The sequence below is a fragment of the Paraburkholderia sp. CNPSo 3281 genome (assembly GCF_024206515.1).
GTDB classification, from domain to species: domain Bacteria; phylum Pseudomonadota; class Gammaproteobacteria; order Burkholderiales; family Burkholderiaceae; genus Paraburkholderia; species Paraburkholderia nodosa.
Window position 1 is genome coordinate 107,215 of sequence record NZ_JAMBPS010000019.1, and the last position, 23,520, is coordinate 130,734.

The 23,520-nt window shown below is 64.2% G+C and carries 22 protein-coding genes; 12 read left to right on the forward strand and 10 right to left on the reverse strand.

Annotated features, from left to right (window positions below):
- Positions 1-119 precede the first annotated feature (119 nt).
- On the forward strand, positions 120-1,151 hold the full coding sequence (locus tag M3I56_RS20075; RefSeq protein WP_254355489.1) for a substrate-binding domain-containing protein: 1,032 nt from the start codon (positions 120-122) through the stop codon (positions 1,149-1,151).
- Here the strand turns inward: M3I56_RS20075 and M3I56_RS20080 are convergent.
- Complete coding sequence (locus M3I56_RS20080; protein ID WP_254355490.1) at positions 1,148-2,911, reverse strand: tannase/feruloyl esterase family alpha/beta hydrolase; 1,764 nt, start codon at positions 2,909-2,911, stop codon at positions 1,148-1,150. The two genes, M3I56_RS20075 and M3I56_RS20080, sit on opposite strands and share 4 nt — an antisense overlap.
- 309 nt (positions 2,912-3,220) lie before the next feature.
- Here M3I56_RS20080 and M3I56_RS20085 point away from each other — a divergent pair, with 309 nt between their 5' ends.
- The 3 genes from M3I56_RS20085 (at position 3,221) to M3I56_RS20095 (ending at position 9,524) form a co-directional block, all read left to right on the forward strand.
- Positions 3,221-5,182 carry an amylo-alpha-1,6-glucosidase gene (locus M3I56_RS20085; RefSeq protein WP_254355491.1) on the forward strand — a complete coding sequence of 654 codons (1,962 nt, stop codon included), beginning with the start codon at positions 3,221-3,223 and terminating at the stop codon, positions 5,180-5,182.
- A gap of 91 nt (positions 5,183-5,273) precedes the next feature.
- Positions 5,274-8,003, forward strand: coding sequence for a glucosidase (locus M3I56_RS20090; protein ID WP_254355492.1), 2,730 nt, complete (start codon positions 5,274-5,276; stop codon positions 8,001-8,003).
- Positions 8,004-8,375: 372 nt separating this feature from the next.
- Positions 8,376-9,524 carry a tetratricopeptide repeat protein gene (locus tag M3I56_RS20095; protein WP_254355493.1) on the forward strand — a complete coding sequence of 383 codons (1,149 nt, stop codon included), beginning with the start codon at positions 8,376-8,378 and terminating at the stop codon, positions 9,522-9,524.
- On the opposite strand, the gene M3I56_RS20100 is transcribed toward M3I56_RS20095, so the two are convergent.
- Positions 9,515-9,673 carry a hypothetical protein gene (locus M3I56_RS20100; RefSeq protein WP_154677964.1) on the reverse strand — a complete coding sequence of 53 codons (159 nt, stop codon included), beginning with the start codon at positions 9,671-9,673 and terminating at the stop codon, positions 9,515-9,517. The genes M3I56_RS20095 and M3I56_RS20100 overlap by 10 nt on opposite strands.
- On the opposite strand from M3I56_RS20100, the gene M3I56_RS20105 reads away from it, so the two are divergent.
- Positions 9,672-10,856, forward strand: a complete 1,185-nt coding sequence (locus tag M3I56_RS20105; RefSeq protein WP_254355494.1) for a TIGR03118 family protein — start codon at positions 9,672-9,674, stop codon at positions 10,854-10,856. The two genes, M3I56_RS20100 and M3I56_RS20105, sit on opposite strands and share 2 nt — an antisense overlap.
- A gap of 157 nt (positions 10,857-11,013) precedes the next feature.
- Positions 11,014-12,219 (forward strand): NAD(P)/FAD-dependent oxidoreductase, encoded by a 1,206-nt coding sequence (locus tag M3I56_RS20110; protein WP_254355495.1) that lies wholly within the window; start codon positions 11,014-11,016, stop codon positions 12,217-12,219.
- A 96-nt stretch (positions 12,220-12,315) separates the two neighbouring features.
- Here M3I56_RS20110 and M3I56_RS20115 read toward each other — a convergent pair whose 3' ends face one another.
- Positions 12,316-12,831 (reverse strand): Rrf2 family transcriptional regulator, encoded by a 516-nt coding sequence (locus M3I56_RS20115; protein ID WP_254355496.1) that lies wholly within the window; start codon positions 12,829-12,831, stop codon positions 12,316-12,318.
- Positions 12,832-13,029: 198 nt separating this feature from the next.
- Here M3I56_RS20115 and M3I56_RS20120 point away from each other — a divergent pair, with 198 nt between their 5' ends.
- Positions 13,030-13,410: a BON domain-containing protein gene (locus tag M3I56_RS20120; protein ID WP_254355497.1), complete on the forward strand. Its 381-nt coding sequence runs from the start codon at positions 13,030-13,032 to the stop codon at positions 13,408-13,410.
- A 173-nt stretch (positions 13,411-13,583) separates the two neighbouring features.
- On the opposite strand, the gene M3I56_RS20125 is transcribed toward M3I56_RS20120, so the two are convergent.
- Positions 13,584-13,856, reverse strand: coding sequence for a hypothetical protein (locus M3I56_RS20125; protein WP_254355498.1), 273 nt, complete (start codon positions 13,854-13,856; stop codon positions 13,584-13,586).
- A 319-nt stretch (positions 13,857-14,175) separates the two neighbouring features.
- Here M3I56_RS20125 and M3I56_RS41675 point away from each other — a divergent pair, with 319 nt between their 5' ends.
- Together M3I56_RS41675 and M3I56_RS20130 are read left to right on the forward strand one after the other, a co-directional pair.
- Positions 14,176-14,469, forward strand: coding sequence for a phasin family protein (locus M3I56_RS41675; protein ID WP_375541756.1), 294 nt, complete (start codon positions 14,176-14,178; stop codon positions 14,467-14,469).
- An 81-nt stretch (positions 14,470-14,550) separates the two neighbouring features.
- Positions 14,551-14,748 (forward strand): hypothetical protein, encoded by a 198-nt coding sequence (locus M3I56_RS20130; RefSeq protein ID WP_028204658.1) that lies wholly within the window; start codon positions 14,551-14,553, stop codon positions 14,746-14,748.
- Between the two features lie 58 nt (positions 14,749-14,806).
- Here the strand turns inward: M3I56_RS20130 and M3I56_RS20135 are convergent, their stop codons facing one another.
- Complete coding sequence (locus M3I56_RS20135; RefSeq protein ID WP_254355499.1) at positions 14,807-15,103, reverse strand: hypothetical protein; 297 nt, start codon at positions 15,101-15,103, stop codon at positions 14,807-14,809.
- A 68-nt stretch (positions 15,104-15,171) separates the two neighbouring features.
- Between M3I56_RS20135 and M3I56_RS20140 the strand changes: the two genes are divergently transcribed.
- The 3 genes from M3I56_RS20140 (at position 15,172) to M3I56_RS20150 (ending at position 16,593) form a co-directional block, all read left to right on the forward strand.
- The gene (locus tag M3I56_RS20140; RefSeq protein ID WP_254355500.1) at positions 15,172-15,765 is read left to right on the forward strand and encodes a J domain-containing protein; all 594 of its coding nucleotides are present in this window, start codon (positions 15,172-15,174) and stop codon (positions 15,763-15,765) included.
- A gap of 83 nt (positions 15,766-15,848) precedes the next feature.
- Positions 15,849-16,178, forward strand: coding sequence for a hypothetical protein (locus tag M3I56_RS20145; protein WP_254355501.1), 330 nt, complete (start codon positions 15,849-15,851; stop codon positions 16,176-16,178).
- Positions 16,179-16,296: 118 nt separating this feature from the next.
- The gene (locus tag M3I56_RS20150) at positions 16,297-16,593 is read left to right on the forward strand and encodes an H-NS histone family protein (RefSeq protein ID WP_028204655.1); all 297 of its coding nucleotides are present in this window, start codon (positions 16,297-16,299) and stop codon (positions 16,591-16,593) included.
- A 37-nt stretch (positions 16,594-16,630) separates the two neighbouring features.
- Here M3I56_RS20150 and M3I56_RS20155 read toward each other — a convergent pair whose 3' ends face one another.
- The 5 genes from M3I56_RS20155 to M3I56_RS20175 form a co-directional block, all read right to left on the reverse strand.
- The gene (locus M3I56_RS20155) at positions 16,631-17,392 is read right to left on the reverse strand and encodes a YoaK family protein (protein WP_254355509.1); all 762 of its coding nucleotides are present in this window, start codon (positions 17,390-17,392) and stop codon (positions 16,631-16,633) included.
- Between the two features lie 234 nt (positions 17,393-17,626).
- Positions 17,627-18,208 (reverse strand): hemerythrin domain-containing protein, encoded by a 582-nt coding sequence (locus tag M3I56_RS20160; RefSeq protein WP_254355502.1) that lies wholly within the window; start codon positions 18,206-18,208, stop codon positions 17,627-17,629.
- A gap of 1,884 nt (positions 18,209-20,092) precedes the next feature.
- Positions 20,093-21,460, reverse strand: coding sequence for an NAD(P)/FAD-dependent oxidoreductase (locus M3I56_RS20165; RefSeq protein ID WP_254355503.1), 1,368 nt, complete (start codon positions 21,458-21,460; stop codon positions 20,093-20,095).
- Between the two features lie 2 nt (positions 21,461-21,462).
- Positions 21,463-22,104 (reverse strand): PadR family transcriptional regulator, encoded by a 642-nt coding sequence (locus M3I56_RS20170; protein WP_254355504.1) that lies wholly within the window; start codon positions 22,102-22,104, stop codon positions 21,463-21,465.
- A gap of 111 nt (positions 22,105-22,215) precedes the next feature.
- Positions 22,216-23,421: an IS4 family transposase gene (locus M3I56_RS20175; RefSeq protein WP_254355505.1), complete on the reverse strand. Its 1,206-nt coding sequence runs from the start codon at positions 23,419-23,421 to the stop codon at positions 22,216-22,218.
- Positions 23,422-23,520 lie beyond the last annotated feature (99 nt).

A 23,520-nucleotide genomic window follows, 5' to 3' on the forward strand; every position in this document is an offset into this window, starting at 1 on the left:
CGCGCCCCGTGTCACACGGGGCGCTTCGTTTTTGGGGCTTGCCCTGGCTCACAGCCGCGTCGCGGGCTTTTCGCTCCCGCGTTCACCCGACCCCAACCTACTCCCAGCAGGAACGCCGCGTGACCCAGTTCGAGCGTCTGACTATCGACGACATTGCCCGCCTCGCGGAGGTTTCGCGCACCACGGCCAGCATGGTGCTCAACGGCAATGCCGAGCGTTACCGCATTTCGGCGGCGACGGTCGAGCGCGTGCTGCAGGTGGCGAGGGACCATCATTTCACGCCGTCGCAGTCGGCGCGCGCGCTGCGCTCGCGGCGCAGCAACACGATCGGCCTCGTGATTCCCGATCTGACCAACTCGGCGCACGCCGCGCTCGCCCAGGCCATGGAATGGCAATGCCGCGAGCGCTACCGTTATCAGCTCGTGATCGTGACGAGCGACGAAGATCCGGTGCGCGAGACCGAGGGTATTGCGCATCTGGTCGCTCAGCAGGTGGATGGCGTGGTGGTCGTGCCGTGTACGGCCGAAGCGCCGCGCTATGACAAGTGGGTCAAGCGTCTGCCGATCGTGTTCGCCGATCGCCGCGTGGCGACGAGCGCGATTCCCTATGTGATTACCGACGCCGCCGAAACGGTGGCGGCACTGGTGGGCGAGACGATCGAGCAAGGCGTGCGGGAAGTGGTGTTCTTCGGCGGCCAGCCAGAACTGTCACCTAGCCGCGACCGTCTTGCGGGCTATCGGCTCGCGCTCGAGCGGCATGGCATTGCGGAGCAGCCCGACTGGGTGTTTCAGCGCGACTACCAGCGAGAGTCGGGCTACGCGCTGATGAAGGCCTGGTTCGAAGCGCATGGGCGCTATCCCGGGGCGTTGTTCGCCGGTTCGATCACGCTGCTCGAAGGCTTGCTGGAGTTCGTGAACGAAGCGCACCGGCTCGCTCAGGCGCCGGGCCGCGTGATGACCTTCGACGATCATCAGCTGCTCGACTGCCTGCCGCTTCGCATCGACGCTATCGTGCAGGACAGCGGCCAACTCGCGGAACATAGCCTGCGCTGCGTATTTTCGCTGCTCGAGGGCGAAGGCGCGCCCGAGTCCATTCAGGTGCCCGCGCAGATCCATTATCGGCAGCGGCGCGGGCCGCTTGACTTGCGCTAACCCTGCACGCACGTAAACGATTTGGCGCTGTTCACGTCGCCTGCGCCGTTATAGCTGGGCCACGCCGGATACTGGCACAGCGGCCGCGTGCGGCCCGGCACGCCCGCGGTGTCGGTGACCACCTGGTGCACCGGCGGCGTGCCGTGCTCGACCCAGTTTTCCAGTGTCGTGAGCGAATCCCACGACGCGTTGAACTCAGTGCCGACCGCGTGCTGCAGCCCCGGAATCTCATAGAAGCGCACGAATGACGCCACGGCGCCAAAACCCATCGTCAGCTGCATGCGCTCGAAGTAGATCTCGGTTGCCCGCGTGCTGACGGTCTGGTCCACGGTGCCGTGCGCCATCAGCAGCTTGCCGCCGCGCCGCATGAAGCGCGCGAGGTTCGCGTCGGTCGCGTCGAGTCCCGAGAGCATGCTGATTCGCCCGGACCATTGACCGGCGAGCGCGGGATTGAACGTCAGCGAGTCGAAGTTCGGGTTGTTCATGACCGTGTAGCGGACGAACTCGTCGGCGATCTGCCCGTCGAACATCGCGGTGCCTTGCAGCGGATACGAGGGCTGTGTCGTGCCCAATGCGAGCGTCGTGACGATCGGCTCGAGTGGCGAACTACTGCCCACGCCGAGATCCGCGCCATACACGTTGTAGCCCGGATACTGCGTTTCGCCGCTTTCGAGCGGGTACGCAAACACGAGCGGCGTGTTCATGGTGTTGAGCGCCGCGATCTGCGGGTCTGAAAGACACGTATCGCCGTGCGCCACACCGCCTGCGCAGCGCAGGGGAGCGCCGTCGACACTGGCCGTTGCCGGGTTGAACGTCGCGTTGCACGCCTGCACGTTGCTGATCAGGCCGTCGACGACACCGTCGAGCCCGTCGCACGCCTGCATGACCGCCTTGAGCAGCAGCGCGCGCTGCGCGGTGTCGAGATACGCGCCTGGCGCCGCGAAGCCTTCGGTCACGCGCAACTGTTGCAGGCTCAGCGTCGTGAAGTCGTAGGCGGGATAGAACGCGATCACGCCGTCCCAGTCCTGCGGCCAGCGCTGCGCGACGGTCAGCGCCTCGCGCCCGCCAGTCGAGCCGCCCGCGAAATACGCCTTGAATGGATGCGCGCCGTAATGCGCCTTGATGACCACGAGCGCGGCGTCATGCGTTTTCTTGAGCGCAGCGCCCATGAAGTTGTCGTAGGCCTCGGCGTTGACGGAGAACGCGCCGTTCACCGCGCCGTTGGTCGCTTCATGCCCGGAATCGCTCGCGAACACCGCGTAACCGCGCGACAGCGGTCCCGGCAGATTGGCCGGCGCGCTCGGCACGTTGCCGGTCACGGCGGGAATCGAGCCGTCGAAACCGCCGCCGCCGAGCATCAGGATCTTGCCGTTCCATTGGTCCGGCAACGCGATGTTGAAGAGAATGTCCGGCGCGGACGGATCGACCGGATGGATCGCGCCCGCGACGAGACAGTACGAGCCGGTGGCGGTCGCACCGCTGCTGCTTGCCGCCATCTGTGTCGTGGACGTGACGACGGCGCCTGTGGTCGGCAGGTCGATCTTGCGGGCCGCAATGGTCAGCCCGGTCAATTGCGGGCAACTCGTTTTCGACGGCGGCGGCGTCCCGTGCGGTCCGCACGCCCCGTCGCGGCATGAGTCCGCCACCGGTTGCGCATACGTGCCGCCGCTCCAGATGGCGCACAGCACCAACACACAGAACGCACCGGCTCGCGAAGGCACAAGCCTGCAAGCGCGCCACAGCCCGCTGTTCGAGTTCATTGCGTTGTCTCCTTCCAGTGAGGCCTCGAGACGGCGCTGCAAGCCGCGGCATCGGCCCCTATGCCGCCACGCACTCATACCCCGTATTTCATTAGGCAATGGCGCGGCCACTGCATTCGCGCTCGCGCCCGGCGCTTGATGGGTGAATCCATAATAGTCGCTGGTACGTGCGGCACCCGCAAAATTGCGCACGATTCGTTTGCCCGCTGCTGGCGGATGATGACGTTTCGTGCTTTCGACCCGCTTTCTGGCTGCGCCGAGCCGGCGGGAGTATCGTTGCGCAGGTGACCCACGAGGGTAGGACAACCGATGACGCGTCTTGACAGCCCCATCGATGCGCAGCGCCTCGACGACGAATGGCTCGAAGCGGACGGCGCCGGCGGATTCGCGTCCGGCACAGTCGGCACCGCGCGTACGCGCCGCTATCACGCGCTGCTGCTCACGGCTACGCAGCCGCCCACGAGCCGCGTGGTGCTCGTGGGCGGCATCGAAGCCTGGCTCGAGGACGGGGAGCGCAAGACCGCGCTCACGATGCAGCGCTATGCGCCCGATCTGCTCTATCCCGATACCTCGGAGCGCATCGCTAGCTTCAACACGTCGCCGTGGCCCACGTGGCGCTACCGGCTGGACGGCGGCGCCGTGCTCACGGCAGAAGTGTTCGTGGCGAAGGCGAGCCGCGAGACCGTGCTGCGCTGGCGGCTCGAAGCATCGTCCGGGGCTGGCGGCGCCGTGCTGAAAGTCCGCCCGCTGATCTCGGGTCGCGACTATCACGGGCTGCACCACGAGAACCCCGCGTTCGACTTCCACGCCCAGATCGACGGCGAATACGTGCGCTGGCAACCGTACGGCGATCTGCCCGCCGTCGTCGCGCGCTCGAACGGCGCCTATACGCATGCGCCGGATTGGTACCGCAACTTCTGCTACACGCGCGAACGCGAACGCGGTCTCGACTGCATCGAGGATCTCGCGACGCCAGGCGTCTTCACGTTCGCTCTCGACAAGGGCGATGCCGTGATACTGTTGCGCGCGCAATCATCGTCTGGCGCGCTGGATACCTCGCTCGACAGCAATGAAAGCGCGGCGAGCCGCGCGCGACTGCTCGCCGGCTTCGAGGAAGTGCGCCGGGTGTCGCTCGGCTCGCGCCTGCAGCGTTCGGCCAACGCCTATGTCGTCGCGCGCGGCGACGGCCGCACGATCGTCGCGGGCTATCCGTGGTTCACCGACTGGGGCCGCGACACGTTCATCGCCATGCGTGGTTTGTTGCTCGCGAACGAGCGCTACGAGGAGGCGGGCGCGATCCTGCTCGAATGGGCGGCGACCGTCTCAGAGGGCATGCTGCCGAACCGCTTTGCCGATGCGGGTGGCGCGCCCGAGTACAACTCCGTCGACGCCTCGCTGTGGTTCATCGTGGCGGTGCACGACTACTTCGCGGCCGGGAACGTGCCGCACGAAGCGCGGCATGCGCTGCAAGGCGCCGTCGACGCCATCCTCGAAGGCTATGCGCGCGGCACGCGCTACCGGATCGCAGCCGATCCGCGTGATGGCCTGCTGCGAGCCGGCGTGCCGGGCGTGCAGCTCACCTGGATGGATGCGAAGGCGGGCGACTGGGTCGTCACGCCGCGCATCGGCAAGCCGGTCGAAATTCAGGCGCTGTGGATCAACGCGCTGCGCGTCGCTGCGGCATGGGATACGCGTTGGCGCGAGCTCGAAGTGCGCGCCAGCGCCTCGTTTGCCGGGCGCTTTGTCGATCCGTCGACGGGCGCGCTGTTCGACGTGGTCGATGTCGATCACGTGGATGGCACGGCCGATCGCTCGATTCGGCCGAACCAGATCTTCGCGGCAGGCGGTCTGCCGTTTGCGCTGCTCGAAGGCGATGCGGCGCGCCCGGTCGTCGCGCAGGTCGAAGCCGATCTGCTTACGCCCATGGGGCTGCGCACGCTCGCGCCGTCGGACCGCGCGTATCGCGGGCAGTACCGTGGCGGCGTGCTGGAGCGCGACGGCGCCTATCATCAGGGCACCGTCTGGCCCTGGTTGCTCGGCCCCTTCGTGGATGCCTGGCTGCATGTGAACGGCGATACTGCGGCGCAGCGCGCGCTCGCGCGCGAGCGGTTCGTCGTGCCGCTGCTCGCGCATCTCGACCGCGCCGGGCTCGACCATGTTTCCGAGGTTGCCGATGGCGATGCGCCGCACCAGAGCGGCGGCGCGCCGTTCCAGGCATGGTCGCTCGGCGAATTGCTGCGTGTTCTCAAACGGCTCGGCGACGCCGGCTAGCCCGCATCCGTAGCGCCGCGCGCACGCCCGGCGGGCAACCGCGCTAGCATGGGAGACTCGCGGCGCGCGCGCCGCGCCCCAATTCAAGGAGATGCCCATGCTGCAGCGCGCCGCCGGCCTCATCCACACGGTTGAAGGCCAACGCCTGTACTCGGCCGACTACGCTCGCTGGCAGCGCTGGGGACCGTACCTCAGTGAGCGCCAATGGGGCACGGTGCGCGAGGATTACAGCGAGCACGGCACCGCGTGGGATTACTTCCCGCACGACCACGCGCGCATGCGCGCCTATCGCTGGGGCGAGGACGGCCTGGCCGGTTTCGCCGACGAGCGGCTGGACTGGTGTTGTTCGCTCGCGCTGTGGAACGGCCTCGACCCGATTTTGAAGGAGCGTCTGTTCGGTCTTACGAATCAGGAAGGCAATCATGGCGAGGACGTGAAGGAGCTGTACTTCTACCTCGACAGCACGCCGACGCATTCGTATATGCGCATGCTCTACAAGTACCCGCAAGCGGCGTTTCCCTACCAGGACCTGGTCGACGAAAACGCGCGGCGCGGCGCCAGTTTGCCCGAATACGAAATTCTCGATACGGGCGCATTCGACGATCAATGTTACTTCGATGTGCAGATCGAATATGCAAAGCACACGCCGGAAGACATCGTCATGCGCGTGACAGTCGAGAACCGCGCCGGGCAGCACGCTTCGATCGACGTGTTGCCGCAGATCTGGGCGCGCAACACGTGGTCGTGGAAGGCCGCGGGCAGCAAGCCTTCGCTCACGCTCGTCTCGTCGGCCGGCGGCGAGCACGTCGTCGCGCACTGTGGCACGCACGAGCCGCTCGTCGTGACGGCGGCCGCGCAGGGAGGCGAGCGCGTCGAGTGGCTGTTTTGCGAGAATGACACCAACGTGAAGCGTCTCTTCGGCATGGATGGCGCGGGCCCATTCAAGGACGGTTTCGACGACTATGTCGTGCATGGCGAGAACGACGCGATCCGGCGCGACGCGGGCACGAAGGCTGCCGCGCGCGTGCATCTCGAGATCGCCGCGCACGGCCGCGCGGTCGTCACGTTCCGCTGGCGTCCGCTGTCCGCGCCGAAGGAGGAAGGGGCGCTCGACATCGACGGCCTGTTCGCGCAGCGCATTGCCGAAGCAGACGCGTTCTACGACGCGCTGCAGCGCGACATCGAGAGCGCCGACGCGAGGCTCGTGCAGCGCCAGGCGCTGGCGGGCATGCTGTGGTCGAAGCAGTACTACCAGTACGACGTGAACCGCTGGATGGCAGGCGATCCGCTGCAGCCGACACCGCCCGCCGCGCGCCAGCGCGGGCGCAACGCGGACTGGCGGCATCTGTGCAACGCGGACATCCTCTCGATGCCGGACAAATGGGAGTACCCGTGGTACGCATCGTGGGACCTCGCGTTTCAGGCGGTCGCGTTCGCGCTGGTCGATCCGATGTTTGCAAAGAAGCAGATGCTGCTGCTCGTGAAGGACCGCTATCAGCATCCGAACGGCCAGTTGCCTGCCTACGAATGGGCGTTCGGCGACGCGAATCCGCCCGTGCACGCATGGGCGGCGTGGCGCGTGTATGAAATCGATCGCGCGATCACCGGCAAGGCGGACCGGGATTTTCTCGAACTCATCTTCCACAAGCTGCTGCTGAATTTTTCGTGGTGGGTGAACCGCAAGGATGCCGACGGCCACAACATTTTCCAGGGCGGCTTTCTGGGGCTCGACAACGTCGGCATCTTCGACCGTTCGTCGCCGCTGCCGACAGGCGGACACCTCGACCAGGCGGACGGCACTGCGTGGATGGCGGCTTACGCGCTCGACCTGATGCGCATCGCACTCGAACTCGCGTTCGCGAACCATGTGTTCGTCGATATCGGCGTGAAGTTCTTCGAGCACTTCCTGTATATCGCAGGTGCCGTGAGCTGCGACGACGGCTGCGAGACAGGCCTGTGGGACAGCGTGGACGAGTTCTTCTACGACAAGCTGAGGCTGCCGGACGGCAGCAGCGTGCCGCTGCGCATGCGTTCGATCGTCGGGCTGATTCCCTTCTTCGCGGTGCGCGTGCTGGAGGAGCGGGTGCACGGCGGCCTGCCGGGGCTGCGCGAGCGGCTGGTCTTTTTCCTCCAGCACCGGCCCGACCTCGCCAGCCTCGTGTCGCGCTGGAACGAGCCCGGCAAGGGCAATTCCTTGCTGCTCTCGCTATTGCGCGGGCACCGCATGAAGGCACTGCTTCGGCGGATGCTCGACGAAGCCGAATTTCTCTCCGACCACGGCGTGCGTGCGCTCTCTCGCGCCCATCTCGACGAGCCTTTCGTTTACCGGCACAACAGCTGCGACTTCTGCGTCAAATACCTGCCCGCCGAATCGGACTCGCGCGTATTCGGCGGCAATTCGAACTGGCGCGGCCCGGTGTGGATGCCGGTCAACTATCTGCTGATCGAGTCGCTGTACGAATTTCACCGCTACTATGGCGACGATTTTCGCGTCGAGTATCCGACCGGCTCGGGCAAGAAGCTTTCGCTCGCGCAGATTGCCGACGAGCTGGCGCGCCGCGTCACGACGCTCTTTCTGCTCGACCGCAACAACGAGCGCCCGGTGATGGGCACGTACCCGCTGCTGCAGGCCGATCCGCGCTGCCGCGATCTCGTGCTGTTTCACGAATACTTCCACGGCGACAACGGGCGCGGCGTCGGCGCATCGCACCAGACCGGCTGGACAGGACTCGTCGCCCTGATGCTGCAGCCGCGCATGATGAGCCCCTCGGGTAACGTGCCGGTGGCGGGCGAGGTCGAAGACGTGGAGGCGGTGAAGTGAGCGCGCATTCGCAGGTGTCTGCTGCGAACCGGCACTCGCCGTGTTCAAGCGTTGGTCAGGAGATAACACCCGCCACGCGTGACATTCGCAAACATAGCCGAAACGCCCGGCAGTAAAGCGTTCGCTTGCGCTGGCACACTCGATGCGTTCACGTCGACCGACAGTTGGGCCCAGCCAACTGCAGCCGAGTCGAGGTGCAGCATGTCGAGCGTTCCGGATGGCAGGCCTGCGGGTCTATCTCATGTGTTGTTTCTGGTCGGGCTGATCGGCCGCGCGCCACGGGAGCTGTGGCCCTTTGTGCTCACCTGGGTCATCGCGGTCCTGACCGTTCCCTTTTGCTGGCTCGTCATCTCCGGCGCGCTCACGCAACACGTGCTGGTGCCGCCGGTGGAAACACCGAAAGCGCTGGCCGACACCGGCTATACCCCGGAATTCCTGGCAGAACGAATTCTTTCGGCGATGCGTGGCATCAGCAGCGACAGCGACGCGGTTCCGCACGATGTCTCGTTGGCGGATAACGACAGCCCGGATATCAAGCTGCCGGGTCAAGACATGTCTTATGCCTCGATCGTCGGCTTTCTGAAATCGACGCTGTTCAGGAACAGGCAGGACGTGGTCGTCCATATCGGCATTACGCACGTAAACGACAGCCCGGATGCGTATGTCGCGCATATCCAGATCGAAAACGGCCCGTTCAACGCCATGCACGACGACGTCGCGTTCACCGGCAAGGACTTCAACCAGTCGGTGCGAGACATCGCGATCGAGGTCATGCGGCTTGTCGAACCGAATACGCTCGCGAGCCATGTCTTCACGGCGGTGCAAAAGACACGGTGTTCGCCGGGCCAATGCGACTACAGCGACGTCGAAGCCATCTATGACGATGTCCTCGCCCGGCCAGGCTCACCGCAACGCCAATGGGCGCTCGCTGGAAAAGGCTGGCTGCTGCTGAGGCAAAACCACGCTGAGGAGGCGGAACAGCAGGCACGCGACGCACTTTTGCTGTATCCGCACTCGGCCGTCTTGCGGGCCAATCTCGGCATTGCGCTCGAACAGGAGCGGAGAATCGACGCGGCGATCAAGGAGCTTCGCGCGGGCGCTCACGAGCGGTGGAGTACCGCGGAGAACCAGCGCTTGCTCGGCGACGTCTTGTTGCACGCGCATCGGTATGCTGAAGCCCTAAGCGCGTTTCACCGCGCAGATGAAATGCATCACGACGACGTCAACATCCTGCATGACTGGGGAGAAGCGCTCGTCGACAACGGACAATACGAGGCGGCAATCGTCAAGCTGGCACGCGCGGTGGAGCTTCGTCCCGATCTCGCGCCCTCTTATGAACTGTGGGGGCAGGCGCTGGAAGACGAAGGCGATCTGTCTCATGCAGCGCAAGAATATGCCGAAGCGGACAAGCGCGACAGTGGCGCGCTGACGCCGCACGAGAAGCAACTCGCCCTGCTTGGTACGCCGCGCAGATTGCCGCCGGCATCGGCGAGCCTGCAGGCGCCGGATAGTCACGCATAGCGCTCGTTGCCCGCCATGTGCTTTTCGCTAGCTAGTTCAGTCATTGCGATCGCCCGCGAAACAAGCCCTTTTTCTTCGCTGGAATAAACGCTGCGTCCTCCTCGTTCTTTGTCCGTTAGTCCCTTGGACTGAACGAGGAGTGCGGTCATGAAGCCTCTACTCGCCGTATTCGGCGTCGTAGCATGTGGTGCGGTCATCGCGACGCTCGTGTCGTGTGGCGGCAGTTCCGGTTCCAGTTCGGGTTCCAGCAGTGCGAGCGTGCCGGTCACGTCGTCGTTCGCGGCGACGGCGCTCGTTTCCGATGGTGCGGTGGCGGCCGCGCACATCGACGGGAATCTGAAGAACCCGTGGGGTGTCGCCTTCAATCCGAATGGTTTTGCCTGGGTCGCGGACAACGGCACCAACGTCGCAACACTCTATGACGGCAATGGCGTGCCGCAATCGCTGATCGTCGCGATACCCAGCGGCAAGAACGGCACGGCATCGCCCACGGGCATCGTCTTCAACGGCACACAAAGCTTCACCGTCACGGAAAACGGCAAGTCCGGCGTCGCCGCGTTCATCTTCGCGGGCGAGGGCGGCACCATCACCGCGTGGGCGCCTGCGGTCGGGCCGACCAACGCCTTCGTCATGTACGACGACGGCACGGGCGGCGCCGTTTACAAGGGGCTCGCGCTCGCGACGATGAACAACGCGAACTTCCTCTACGCGACCGACTTCCATAACAACAAGATCGACGTCTTCAATACCTCATTCAACAAGGTTACGATGCCCGGCGGCTTCACGGACCCAGCGATGCCAGCCGGCTTCGCGCCGTTCGGCATTCAGGCGATCGGTTCGAATCTGTTCGTCACGTATGCGATGCAGGACGCGGCGAAGCACGACGATGTTGCAGGCGCGGGGCTCGGCATGGTCGACGTGTACGACACGGCCGGCAACCTGAAGCAGCGCTTCGCGACGGGCAGTCCGCTCGACGCGCCATGGGGCATTGCGCAAGCGCCCGCGAACTTCGGCTCGATGAGTGGCGCAATACTGATCGGCAATTTCGGTAATGGCGCGATCAACGCGTTCAATGCATCGAACGGCCAGTCGATGGGGCCGCTCAATGGGTCGAACGGCAACGCGCTCGTCGAGCCAGGTGTGTGGGGCATTGCGTTCGGCAACGACCTCAGCAACCAGCCTTCCAGTACACTGTTTTTCGCGGCGGGGCCGAATGGCGAGGCCGATGGCGTGTATGGACGAATCGATTTGAATGCGACGCCGAACCCGGGCACGACGACGGGAACCGGCACGGGCACGAGCACGGGGGCAGGGACGAGCATGGGCATGTAGCGCTCGGCCACGCGGCATCGTTGCCTGATTCGTCAACAGTGCGTCCCAAAAGGGGGCTTGCGCGTTTAAACTACGACTCATAGAATCCGAGTTATGCGTTGCGCAGGCGCGGTGCGGGTCTACCGATATCACGTATCCCTGCATTGGAGAGGCACAAATGTCGAAGCGTATTCTTGTTATTGGGGCCGGCTTCGCCGGTATGTGGAGCGCGCTGAGCGCGGCGCGGCTGCTCGATGAGCAGGGGCGCACGGACGTGGAGATCACGCTGGTCGCACCGGACCCGCATCTGCATGTCCGTCCGCGACTGTACGAAGAGGGTCCCGCGAACTTCCGGGCGCCGCTCACGGAGATCTTCAACGCGACTGGCGTCAAGTTCATTCAGGGCACGGTCGAGCACATTCACGTGGAGCGTCGCGCAGTGGATCTGACCCGCGTGGATGGCCAGTCCTCTACGCTCGGCTATGACCGCCTCGTGCTGGCCACTGGCAGCCGGTTGTTCCGCCCGTCGATTCCGGGCCTCGCCGATCACACCTTCAGCGTGGACCAGACCGACGAAGCGGTCGAACTGGAAGCGCACATCCGCAGTCTGGCCGGCCAGCCGGACTCGCCCGCGCGCAATACCGTGGTGGTGGCGGGTGGCGGATTCACCGGCATCGAGACCGCTGCGGAAATGCCGGCACGCCTGCGCGCGGCGCTGGGCGAGCAAGCGAATGTGCAGGTGATCATCGTCGAGCGTAACGATGCGATCGGCCCCGACCTGGGCGCGGGCCCGCGTCCGGTTATCGAAGAGGCGCTGGGTTCGCTCGGCGTGACCTGGAAGCTCGGCTCGGGCGTGGCTTCAGTGGACGCCGGCGGCGTCACGACAACGGACGGCCAGCGTATCGAATCGCACACGGTGATCTGGACGGCCGGGCTGCGCGCGAGCACGCTGACCGCGCAGATTCCGGGCCGTCTCGACGCCATAGGGCGTCTTCACGTCGATCGCAGTCTCGCGGTGGAGGGTGTGCCCGGTGTCTACGCGACGGGCGACGTCGCCCGTGCAGCCACCGACGATGAAGGCAATCATACGATGATGTCGTGCCAGCACGCGATGAACCTCGGGCGCTCGGCAGGCCACAACGCGGCCGCCGATCTGCTAGGCCTCGCGCCGATTCCGTATAGCCAGCCGAAGTACGTGACCTGCCTGGACCTGGGCCCGTGGGGCGCGGTCTACACGGAAGGTTGGGATCGCGAAGTGAAGTTGCAGGGCGCCGAGGCGAAGAAGCTCAAGCACCAGATCAACTCCGAATGGATCTATCCGCCTCGCGCGGACCGCGAGCAAGCGCTCGCCGCCGCAGATCCGCTGCGCATCGTGGTTGCCTGATCCTTCAGGACAACGACGGGTGTGATTGCACGCGGAAGCCTCGTTGGAGGCTCCGCGTTTTTTCGCATGCTGGAAGGGCTTGCAGAGCGACGGTTGTTACCCGCGACGATTGGCGGCGCGCTCGGTGAACCAGTCGACCACGTGATGGCGATAGCTGGCAGGCGCCTTTGAATACGCGCGGGTGGCGAGATCGGCAAGCGAGTGTTGCTTGAGTTCTGCGCGCATGGCGCGCTCGGCGCCCTGCATCACGGCATGAATCGAGCAGGTGCCGCGTGTGGCCCATGCGGGCGGCTCGTCGTCGAAAACGGCGCATTGCCGGCGCACTTCGCGACAGTCGAAGAGCGCCTTTTCGCCGTCGATGGCGTCGACGACATCCAGCACCGATATATTGCGCGCGGGTTTCGCGAGCCTGAAGCCGCCGCGTATGCCTTCGGTCGACTCGACGATGCCGGCCTTGGCGAGACGCGTGAAGAGCTTGGCGGCGTAGTCGACGGGCACGCCCTGCATTTCCGCGAGGTCGCGCACGCTCGCCTCGCGCACGCCGGCGGACGTGCCGGCAAGATAAAGCAGGCAATGCAGCCCGTATTCGACGCCCGTGCTGATGTGTGACATGGTTATACGGCGACTTTCTGTATCGGAGTTGTTAGGGTAGCGCAGCGCGGCGCCAAAGTCATCCGCTGCGTCGTCGTATACGCTCGGGCGGCCAGCGGGGCGGGGCAGGCCATCGAGAACGCGACGCGCGAATTCCTGTGCGAACATACGCGTAGAAGAGGCGCTTTTCCTCGGTTGACTCGGCCCGATGGAGGCAGCATGAACAGAAACGGTGCGAACGGAACGCTCGGTGCATTGGTGTTCGTGGCTATCGCGAACTGCGCTGCCAATGCGAACGCGCAAACCGGTGTGAGCGAGCCGGCCGGTGTGGCCGTGCAAAGAGTCTCGGCATCGACACCCGGAAGCCGGCCGGATACCTCGGTGGTGCGTGATGTTCGCCGTGCCATCAGGCGCGTTCCGGATCTCGACGATTCGAACATTCACATTCGGGTCAGCCATGGCGTCGTCACGCTCTCGGGCACAGTCCCGGAGACCTGGCAGATCTCGCGCGCAGGCAATGCGGCAAGGCCCGTGCTGGGCGTGAAGGCCGTGACGAACCGCTTGAAAGCACAGAAAGGGGACGCCGCGGCCAGCGAGTAGTGACTCGCCCGCGCGTCCACCCGAGGCAACGCCGCCAGAAGGCGACTCCCGATCTTTCCTTACCCCGGCGAACGCTCCCCAGGAGCAAGTTCAAACTTGCCTTGCACTGACGCAAAATACTGTATAAATTCACAGTATGTGTTTATGTCCAGTAGGAGCGTCGCATGGAATCGCTAATTCGCATCGTGAATGACGAAGACCGTCAGGCGTTTGAATGGCTGGTGGCAAATGTAGGGGCGGATCGCGTTGCCACTGCGACCCAGCGGCTGGCTGGCGGAGGGAAGCGGCCGTTCGTTTCCGCGCTGTGCCGATACCTCGGTGCGTGGCCGCCTGCTGCGCGTCGTGCCCGAAAGGTCGAGCCCGTTCATACGGCCGTTGGCGATCTGCATCTGGCGCGCATACGCGAGTTGCTTGCGCAACATAACGCGGTGAAAGTCGCCGCGCATTGAATGGCCAGCTCATCCTCGCTCGAGGGTGCAACAGCGCTGTACTCATAATCCGCTTGCGGTGAACCTGCTTTTCCAAGCCTGTTCGACCTCTATCGCCGCCATACTTCGGGGTGAAGCCGTCTGCGTAATGAATTGGGGAAACTCCTGACTCAACTAGCATTCATGAGGCGGATTTAACAAAGTTAGAATCAAGGCTCTAGATCGACACCGGCATTCGCTTCTGAATGAGCAACGCCACACGCGTTGAGAAGCCATACATCAAACGCAGTCGATACAGACATAACGATTGATGAAACGCACCGGGGGGTAAATTAGTATGTCTAATCAAAAATTCGAGACGGCGGGAAGCGAATCGTCGGCCGCAAAGTTCACTACGTTGACTGGTCATCTATTCGATGGTTTTTGTGAACTCTCACGCCTGAATCTTGCGACTTGCAGGTCGATATTCGCTGGGTCGCAACTGCACTTCGAAGGCATGTTGTCCGCACAGACGCCCGAGCAATTTGTCCGCAGCCAGGTCGGGATATTGCCGTGGGTTGCTTTGCAGGCGGCCGGGTACACGCGCGCATGCATGGACATCGCGTCGGCGACTGCGGCGAAGCTGCGGTAGCTCGCATCGCGTTTGCGCGGCGAGTGCGCTCGCAGTCGCGAAGAAACGTGATCAAACAGGATCAAGCGGGAGGGAAATAACATGTTGAGCCCCCACGAACTTGCCACGTTGATGCTGATAAAGAATGCGCCAGGGCGGATCGAGCCAGACCGGGAGGAACTCGGTGCGCTTCGCGATCTCCACCTCGTCATCGTCGATACGCCCGAATCCGGCTTCCCTACGCCCCGCGTGACGCCTCAGGGCGATGCGCTCCTGAGAGCGGTTGCCCGCGTGCGCTGATTGGCGGTCGAGGCCGCATAGTCTGTCACACGGACCGGCTATATTCAGAGTGCGTTGCTCATAATTGGGTTGCGATCCGCATGGATCCGAGGAGGCTGACGTGGACCAGTCCTGGCTGGGTATGGCTGCCGGCACGATCGTGCTCGTAATAGCCGCAGTTGGTGTCGCCGCTCACTACCGGCGCGAACGGCGCAGGGCCGATTTGCTGCGCAATCTCGATCACCACGAGTGGTGTCGCTGGACGCGGGTTCGACGCTGAGAACCCGGTGCCGCGCGCCGGCGGCGCGGGCGGATTTCGGTATGCGCTGCCCGTTTGCTTAGGATAATTGATCGATTGCCGGCTGGCGATGGCCATCGCACGTGCGATGCATCGACGGACGACATGCTACGATCGAGCGCATCTCACTTCAATTTGTGCGAGCCATGGCGACGTTGTATGACTTGCTGGGCGTAAGCGACGACGCGAGCGACGCGGACATCAAGCGGGCCTACCGCAGGGCCGCGATGAAAGCGCATCCCGACCGTAATATGGGACGCGAAGCCGCTGCTCATGCGCAGTTCCAGGAGATCAAGGAGGCTTACGCGATTCTTTCCGATCCGGCGCAGCGCAGCGTCTACGACGCGGTCTATGCCAAGGAGATGGGGCGTATGGTCCGTGAGCGGGAAGAAGAGGCGCGCTTGCAGGAGGCGGCGCGTCAGGAGGCGTATGCGCGGCACGTGAGCGTGGCCATGCGCTTCGCGGAGCAGGGCTACAACCGCGACGTCGTGTTCGGCGCACTGCTCGCCGGCGAGTGCGAGTCCCAACTGGCCGGGCGCATTGCCGACGGCGCAGTCGCGCTGCACCTGTCGAGACAGGCGGACAACGCCACGCCGCGCAATGCCGCGGAGCCGGACGAGGCTGCGCCGCCGTCTTCATCGCACGGCGCAGGCGACGAGGAGTCGCAAAAGTCCGACGATCGCCGTCACGCCAACCTCTTTAGTGCGATCTGGCACGGTATGTTCGGGTTACACCCCTGAACGCGTCCCGCTGCCAAAATGCGCCGAACAGGCAGGAGCGGGGGTACGATAGTGATCGACATACTACTCAGCGTGGCCACCCTATGACTTCGAACTCACATGCCGCCCGCGATGTCGACACAGAGGCATTGGCGACCTTGTCCGAGTACCTGGAGATTGCGCTCGACAAGGGGGGAAGCCTGATTCTCGTTCGAACGCCTGGCGGGAAAAACGAGGTCTATCTGGGCGATCCCGCGCTGCTGCAGGAAGACTGGGCGCACCTTGGCGCGATTCCGGAGCCGGTAGCCCGGGCGATACTGGAGGGCACGCGCTCAGGGCTCAACGAACTGACTATCCAGGCGCAAAGCTATCGTTTCGTACGGTTGTTCGCCCAGGTTGCCGATGGGGGGGCAATCGTCTTCGTCACGGCCTGAACGGTCTGCTGCGTGGGCTTGCTTTTGCCGCGGCAAAAGTCGTGCGATCACGTTGGAAGGGGGCGTGAGCGAAAGCCACTATGATTAGCGAATGGTGTCCACGCGCAGGAGACGATTCGTGGCAACGTACAAGGAATTGAAGGCGCAACTCGCGGAACTCGAGCGTCAGGCGGCCATCGCCCGTCAGCAGGAGTTCGAGACGGTTCTCGCCGATATCCGCGCAAAGGTGGCCGAATTCGGGTACACGCAGCAGGACATCTTTGGTAGTCGTCGCGGCAGGTCGGGGCTTTCGCATAGCGCGGCGCCGCCGAAATATCGCGATCCCGCAAGCGGCGCGACCTGGTCCGGCAGGGGACGCGCGCCGAACTGGATCAAGGACGCGAAGAATCGCGACCGGTTTTTGATAAGCGAGTGAGTTGGCGGGTATTGGCCGCCGGCGACCGATGTATTCGTCAAAAAAGGTCGCGCAGCGGCAGGCGACGCAAATCGTCGGTGACCGGGACGCTCGCCAGGATCACCAGCAGCATCGACAAGGGAACGCCCGCGGCAAATCCAAAATGCCGGAAAGCCACGGCGCCTAGCGTTCCGCCAAGTAAAAACATTCCGAGCAGGGAGCCGAGTACGCGTACGCGCTGCATATCGGCCGCCACGTGATGCGACGCCGAAGACGGCACGCCCCAGTTCCAGTAGAGCGCCTTCCCAAGTTCGATTCCCAGATCTGTCACGATGCCGGTCACATGCGTCGTGCGGATTTCCGCGTGCGAGATTTTCGTGATCATGGCGTTCTGCACGCCCATGATGTAGCAGAGCACAGCCACCGTCAGCGGCACGAAGAGAACGCGATGGATGCCGAGATTCGCACCGAGCGCGGCGAAGCAAAGGAGCAGGGCGGCTTCGAGCAGAAGCGGCAGCGCGTAGACGCTGCGCGCGCAACGGCGGCGTCCCCAGTTGATCAGAATGGCGGACGTCGCGGCGCCAGTCGCAAAGGCAAGGACGGAACTGATAGCGGACAACGCGATGCCGCTATCGCCAAGCGCGGTGCTGTCGGCAAGCGACGAGACGATGCCCGACATATGCGACGTGTATTGCCCAACGGCGAGGAACCCGCCGGCATTGATTGCGCCGGCGACCCAGGCCAGCGCACGGCCGAGCCGCAGGTTGGCCCGCTCGGTGCGTTCGACAGAGGTGAAGCTGCGCAGATAGTGAATGGGCACGACGGCGTTCCGGGCTACGAGCGTCGAAACGCACAGTGTACGACGCGGACTGATTCCAAGGCCCTTTGCCACGTGGCGCTGGGGGTGCGGTTGTTTGCCGCAGGGCTCGCCACGTTGTCGCGAATTCGTGTAATCCGCTTGCGCATGTCTTTTTCGCGCAAGCCCCGGGTCTCGATCGAGCGTCAGCAAGGCCGGACGGGCGGCGATCCACGATGCGCAGCGCGGTGAGGTCGTTCAGGCTTGCGCTTCGGGCATCGTCTGGACGATCAATCTGTAAAGATCGTTGAGATTGTCCTCGGTCTCCAGACTCTCGAACGGATCGCGATTCGCGCCGAACGCCTCGTCGATCTCCACCCAGTCCGATACGGTCAAATAACGTTGCGCGCCGGGCAGGATGACGGACTCTTCCAGGTGCCGGTGATTGGCGTAGAAGTCGGCGTAACCATACACGCCCTCGCGCAACGCGGGCAGCATGTCGGCGCCGGCGAGTTCATACCGTGTGAGCGCCCGTTCGAGCGCGCGAACGCGCAGCTTGCCTTCCTCGTGCTGGCGCGCGAGTTCCCCGATGACCGCGTCGAATTCAGCGGTGCGCGCTCGAAGCCGCGCGAACAGGTATTGCTCCTCTTTCGGATGATGAACCTGCTCGAGGAATTCGTTTATGTAGTAGAGCATCGCCCGCATCAGCATCGCGCTGCTTAGGCCGAAGCCGGACGCCATGCCATCGACCACGCGCAGCATGCCGCTGACGATGCTCGTCAGGCGGCGGTGTTCGATCAAGATGACTTGTGTCGCACTGCGTCGGGTGGCGAGTTCCATGTCGGGCTCCGTGAGAGGAGCGGCCGACCTGGAGTAAGGGAGCGGTGGGAGTGGGGTCGGCGCTGCGTGGTCAGCCGCGGCTGATTCACTATGCGCCCGGCGTTTCAAGATGCATTGATTTTTGTCAATTTGTGCTCGCGGTGCGGGCCGCTCATCGGCGTTGCTACACAGGATTTCGGCACGGCGAAGCGTCACCGTGCCGATACCGAAGCGATGTGTCGCGCGAGAGCCTGAATGCGTTTATGGCGTGCTCGTCGGCGTCAGAATTGGCGGTTCATACCCGCCCGTATCCACGGCGAAACCCGCTTTGGTTGCGCCTCCCGCGCCCTGCGGCCCATAGTTGTTCGCAGCCCGTGCACGACCCGGGCCGCTGCCCGTGCCGCCCACGCCCGGCGGACCGTAGTCGTTTGCAACCGGCGCGGCAGCTGGCCTCGCGACCGCAACAGGGGCCGGGGTCGGCGCGGCCGGCGGTGTGTAGTTCGCAACCGGCGCGGTGGCTGTCCCGCTGGCCGTGCCTCGGACCGACGTGGTCACACTCGGTGGCGGGGCATTGTCGCTCTTGGCTGGCGTGGGTATCACCAACGCATTCGGACGATAATCCGGGTCGGGCGCGTGCGGCGGTGGGCTATATGCGTTTGTCACCGGTGCGCTTACGATCGGCGCCGGTGGAGGAGGCGGCACGATTTCGACCATGGCCGTCCGTGCACTCATACCTGGTGAGCCGCCGCGGCCCATAGGTCCACCGGGGCCGCCTGCACTCGCGCTACCCGAGGAGCTACCCGCACTCGAACTACCGCCTGCACCAGCGCTACTTCCTCCAGCGCTACTGCCACCGGCGCTACTGCCACCGGCGCTACCTGCGCCGGAGCTTCCTGCACCGGAGCTGCCTGCACCGGAGCTGCCTGCACCGGAGCTGCCTGCACCGGAACTGCCTGCGCCGGCGCTACCTGCACCGGAGCTGCCTGCACCAGAGCTGCCTGCACCGGAGCTACCGGCACCGGAACTGCCTGCGCCGGAACTGCCCGCGCCGGAACTGCCCGCACCGGAGCTACCCGCGCCGGAGCTACCCGCGCCGGAACTACCGGCACCAGAGCTACCCGCGCCGGAACTACCGGCACCAGAGCTACCTGCGCCGGAGCCCGAGCTTGATCCTGAGCCTGATCCCGAACTTGACCCAGAGCCTGATCCTGAACTTGACCCAGAGCCCGACCCAGAGCCGTGGCCACCGCCCGCTCCAGCACCAGCACCCGCACCCGCGCCGCCGCCATTGCCTCCGCCGTTACCACCGCCGTTGCCTCCACCATTACCGCCGCCGTTCCCCCCGCCATTGCCACCGCCATTGCCACCGGCCGCACCATAAGCCGCACCCGACAGGGCCAAAGCGAGCACCCATACCACGGTCTGCTTCGTTGATCGGTTCATCGTTCCCCCCCTATTTCGCGCAAGCCGCTTCAAACGCCCGACTTGCCCGCGCAAATCCGCTCCGCGCGTTGGTTAAAGAGGCGCGCAAGCGATGTGCCGCAACGCGCTCCCCCGGTGCGTGTCGTCGGAGTTGTTCAGAAGAACTATCTTCATTGCGACTCCGCTACTCATAAACGGAACGCAATGACGTATCGCTGCAGGATACGGCGATTGGAAGGCCACGTCTTCGCTCACTTGATTCGCATTGCGAATCAATGCCATTCGTATGATTTGCAGGCTCGGTAAACGACGTAGCCTATAGGTGGATTGTCCGGGCTAGCAGCTGAGATGGGCCAGGTTGGCGAAGAAATGCTAGCGAATGGCGTTGGTTCGGGCAAACAAAGCGCTTTCAATAAACGCTTTTAATTAAGCGGGAAGTCGGCTACGTCCATAGCTGAGCGGGGTCAGGCCCGGCAGCGTGTCCTAATGCGAAGCCACTGTGTTTTCTTCTTCGCTGCCGCGAAAGCGGTTTTCCGAATGGATCATGCGCCGCTTCAGGGGCGGCACATTGTTGACGACGCGCATTGCCGTGCGCATCGCACCGAGCGCGAAGCGTCCGACAATGGGCCGATGTATTGCGTCGCGCTCGTCGAACTGTTTGCGCGATTCGGCCACCGCGTGAAAGCCATAACGTCGCATCTGCGTTTCATAGCCGGCAATCGCATCCACTAGCGCCAGCTCGCCGCGCGCTACCCGCACGAATTGCGAGCCGAGCAGTTGCGCATCGCGCAGCGCGGTATTCGCGCCGACGCCTCTGCCCGGCGTCATGAGATGAATCGCGTCGCCGAGCACGGTAACGTTCGAGGCCGGCCAGGGCTCGACGGGCACCGAAGTGCGCACGTCCAGGGCGAAAGTGGTCGAGAGGTCCGACGCGCGAATCAACGCGCGCAGATTGGGATGCCAGCCGTCGGTCATCTGCATGGCGAGCGCGAGCCGGGCCGGCGCTTCGAGCTTCGTCGGGTCGGCGGGGACGTTGCGGCGCGCGCCCCACACGCCCCACATCAGGTAGTCGCGTGTGTTGTCGTAGAGCAGGCCCGGCCAGCGTTCGATCAACGCGGCGTCGTTGCCGCCGACGCCGGACCTGGCGCCGCCCCGGTCCCAGTTGAACGCCATCACGTGGATGATCGCGCCGTAGCCCTTCGGCGCCGAGATCAGCGTAATGCCGTCGCGTACCTTGGGCGGCAGCAGCGCGCGGTTTTCTTCGGTCATCGGCACTTTGGCCGCGATGCTCACGATGCCGGTGTTCTCGAGCCTTGCGTGCGGCAGTAACTGCCTTCGCACCTTCGAGCGCGCGCCGTCCGCGCCGACGAGCACATCGGCGCTCGCGCTCGTGCCGTCGGCAAAGCGCGCAGTCACGCGGCCATCGGCGTGCTGCTCGTATTCGACGAAGGTCTTGTCGAAGTGCACGCGATCTTCGAGGCCGGTTAGCAGGACCTGACGCAGCGTCATGCGGCTCACGGACTTCCCGCCGTCGATCTCGCTTGCGCCGATCCCGACCGAGAGCAGTTCCGACATGCGCTCCGTCAGCATGTTGAAGTAGCGTGGCGTGCGCGCACAGGTGGCGAGGAACGTCGCGAAGAGTTCAGGCGGCAGCGCGGCCTTCAATGCGGCGAGACCATGTGGATCGATGCCGACGCGATAGCCTTGCAGACCGTCGACGCGCGTGCGATCCCGTTCGTACACCTGAACGTCGATGCCGGCCCGTTGCAGGCCGTGCGCGAGACACAGGCCGCCGGTTCCCGCGCCAATGATCATGACCGAGAGCGGGGTGTGCGGGCTGACGTTCGACATGGCTATTTCTCCTTCGATGATTCGCGGGCGGCAGGCGCGTCCGACGGCGGTGCGAAACGCTCGGCGAGTTCGCGCAGCCAGGGCTCGCTCCACGTGAGATGGCGGGCTTTCAGGTCGCCCACGACGCTCGTGACCCAGTCGAGCTCGGTCTTGAGCGTCGCTCTCATGAGTTCGCCTTCGAGCAGGAACAGGCGCGGCACCTGCATCGCCTCGGCGCTCGCGTACAAGGCGTCCATGCGGGCGAGTTCGCGCGTGAGGGCCGCCACGCGCGTTTCGAGTTGACGGCGGGCGTCGTCGGGCGGCAGCAAGGGCAGCAGCGAGAGCGCCGCCGGGAACGCCGGGAATTCGCGCGCGGGCTGTGCGAGCTGCTCGCGCAGCCACAGGCGGGCCGTGTCGCGCCCGGCGCCGGTGATTTCGTAGATCGTGCGTTCGGGAAACGCGCCGTCGCGCTCCGTTTCCCGCACGGCGATCAGGTCGCCGCGCAAAAGCCGGTCGATCGTCTGATAGAGGCTGTTGCGCTGCCGCACGTTGACGACTTCGTCCTTGCCGCGCGCCTTGATGAGCTGCTGCATCCGGTAGGGATGCATCGGCGCTTCGGTCAGCATGGCGAGAACGGCGAGGGCGAGCGGCGAATGTCGGAGCATGGTGGCTAGTAACTTTGTGTCTAGTTATACTATGACTAGATGCGCGGGAATGCAAGACGGCGCGCAAGCACGCTAGTTCCTTCAAGGCTGAGGTTTACCCACAGATGGGAGTCATTCGTTTTGCCTGAAGATGCGATACATTTCGGTGACTTCATGTAGGGCGAGAAAGCCGCGCCATATAACGGTTGGGCCGGGCGGGCGATCATGCTTGCGTGCGAGATAGCCCCCGAGCCTGGCGATCCACTGCACGACTTGCGACAGCGATGGAGGATCGGTGGGCGGCTTGGTCGTGCTGTGCACGCGGCAATACAGTGCGCGCCACTCGAGAGGTTCAATCGTCCAGCGGCGCGCATACCAGGCCAGTCGCTCCAGCGCGTCTTCGAAGGTATGCGTGGGTACCGATGTGAGCAACATCCATTCAAGCGGCTCCAACCCTTTGGGAGGCCCTGTTTCCAGAGCGTGGACTACAAAAACCTCGATATCATGCACGCCGTTACGGCGCCGATGGAGGGGCGGTCGCAACCGTACGGGCGCACATCGCAGTGCCAGGCTTGCCGTACGCGCAATCGTGCGGCCCGACCCCGGAATCTGTAATTCGGTATGCCCCACCACCGGCGCGGTGGCTATCGTCGCCCACAGATATTTTTCGGGGTGAGCCACACCACGATTCCAGCTTGCTCGAACCAGCCAGTCAACGCCAGCGGGGCGTTCGGCGACGAATACATCGTAGATATCGCCTTCGCGGTCACATACATCAACGATGTGCGTTTCAGGGCATTGGCCTTTGAGCGTCGACAGGTGTTCGAGGCCTTCGAGCCATTTGACGCTTTCCTTATTGCGAATGGTGCGCTTTCTGCGCGAGTGGCTTTTGCCGGGTTCATCGCACGCACGTGCCCATGTCTTCATCCCCAATACACCGAGCGGCAAGCCTTCGGGCGTTACCGCCAGCATGCTGTGCATCATAAAGCCACGATCATGGCCATAGCCATAGCCCAGACCTTCCGTAGCCGGCAGATGATTGAGCGTGAACTCCGTTGTATCCTGCACCGCCAACACAACGGGAACCTGACGCATTCGGCCGAGCGTCCGACCAATATGAGGGCCCAGTACACCGTCAGCGTCCACTTTCGGATTATCAAAAAAGCGGTACCCCGCCTTGAGTTCGGCGGCATCCAGGGACTGCGGAAACGAACATTGCGGAGCGTGCGAGAGTTGTCGCGCGAGTGCGATCAAACGCTGCGTCAGGCGAGCGTCGCCCAACTGCGCCGCACCAAACTCATCATTCGCCCAATCATCGTCATTGTTCGCGTCCGACAATGCCGCTCCTCGCTTCGGGGACATCGCACGAGCGAAAAGTTAACATCGTGAGCGGCAGTTTACAAGCAGCGCCATTCCGAGATGTGGGTAAACCTGAGC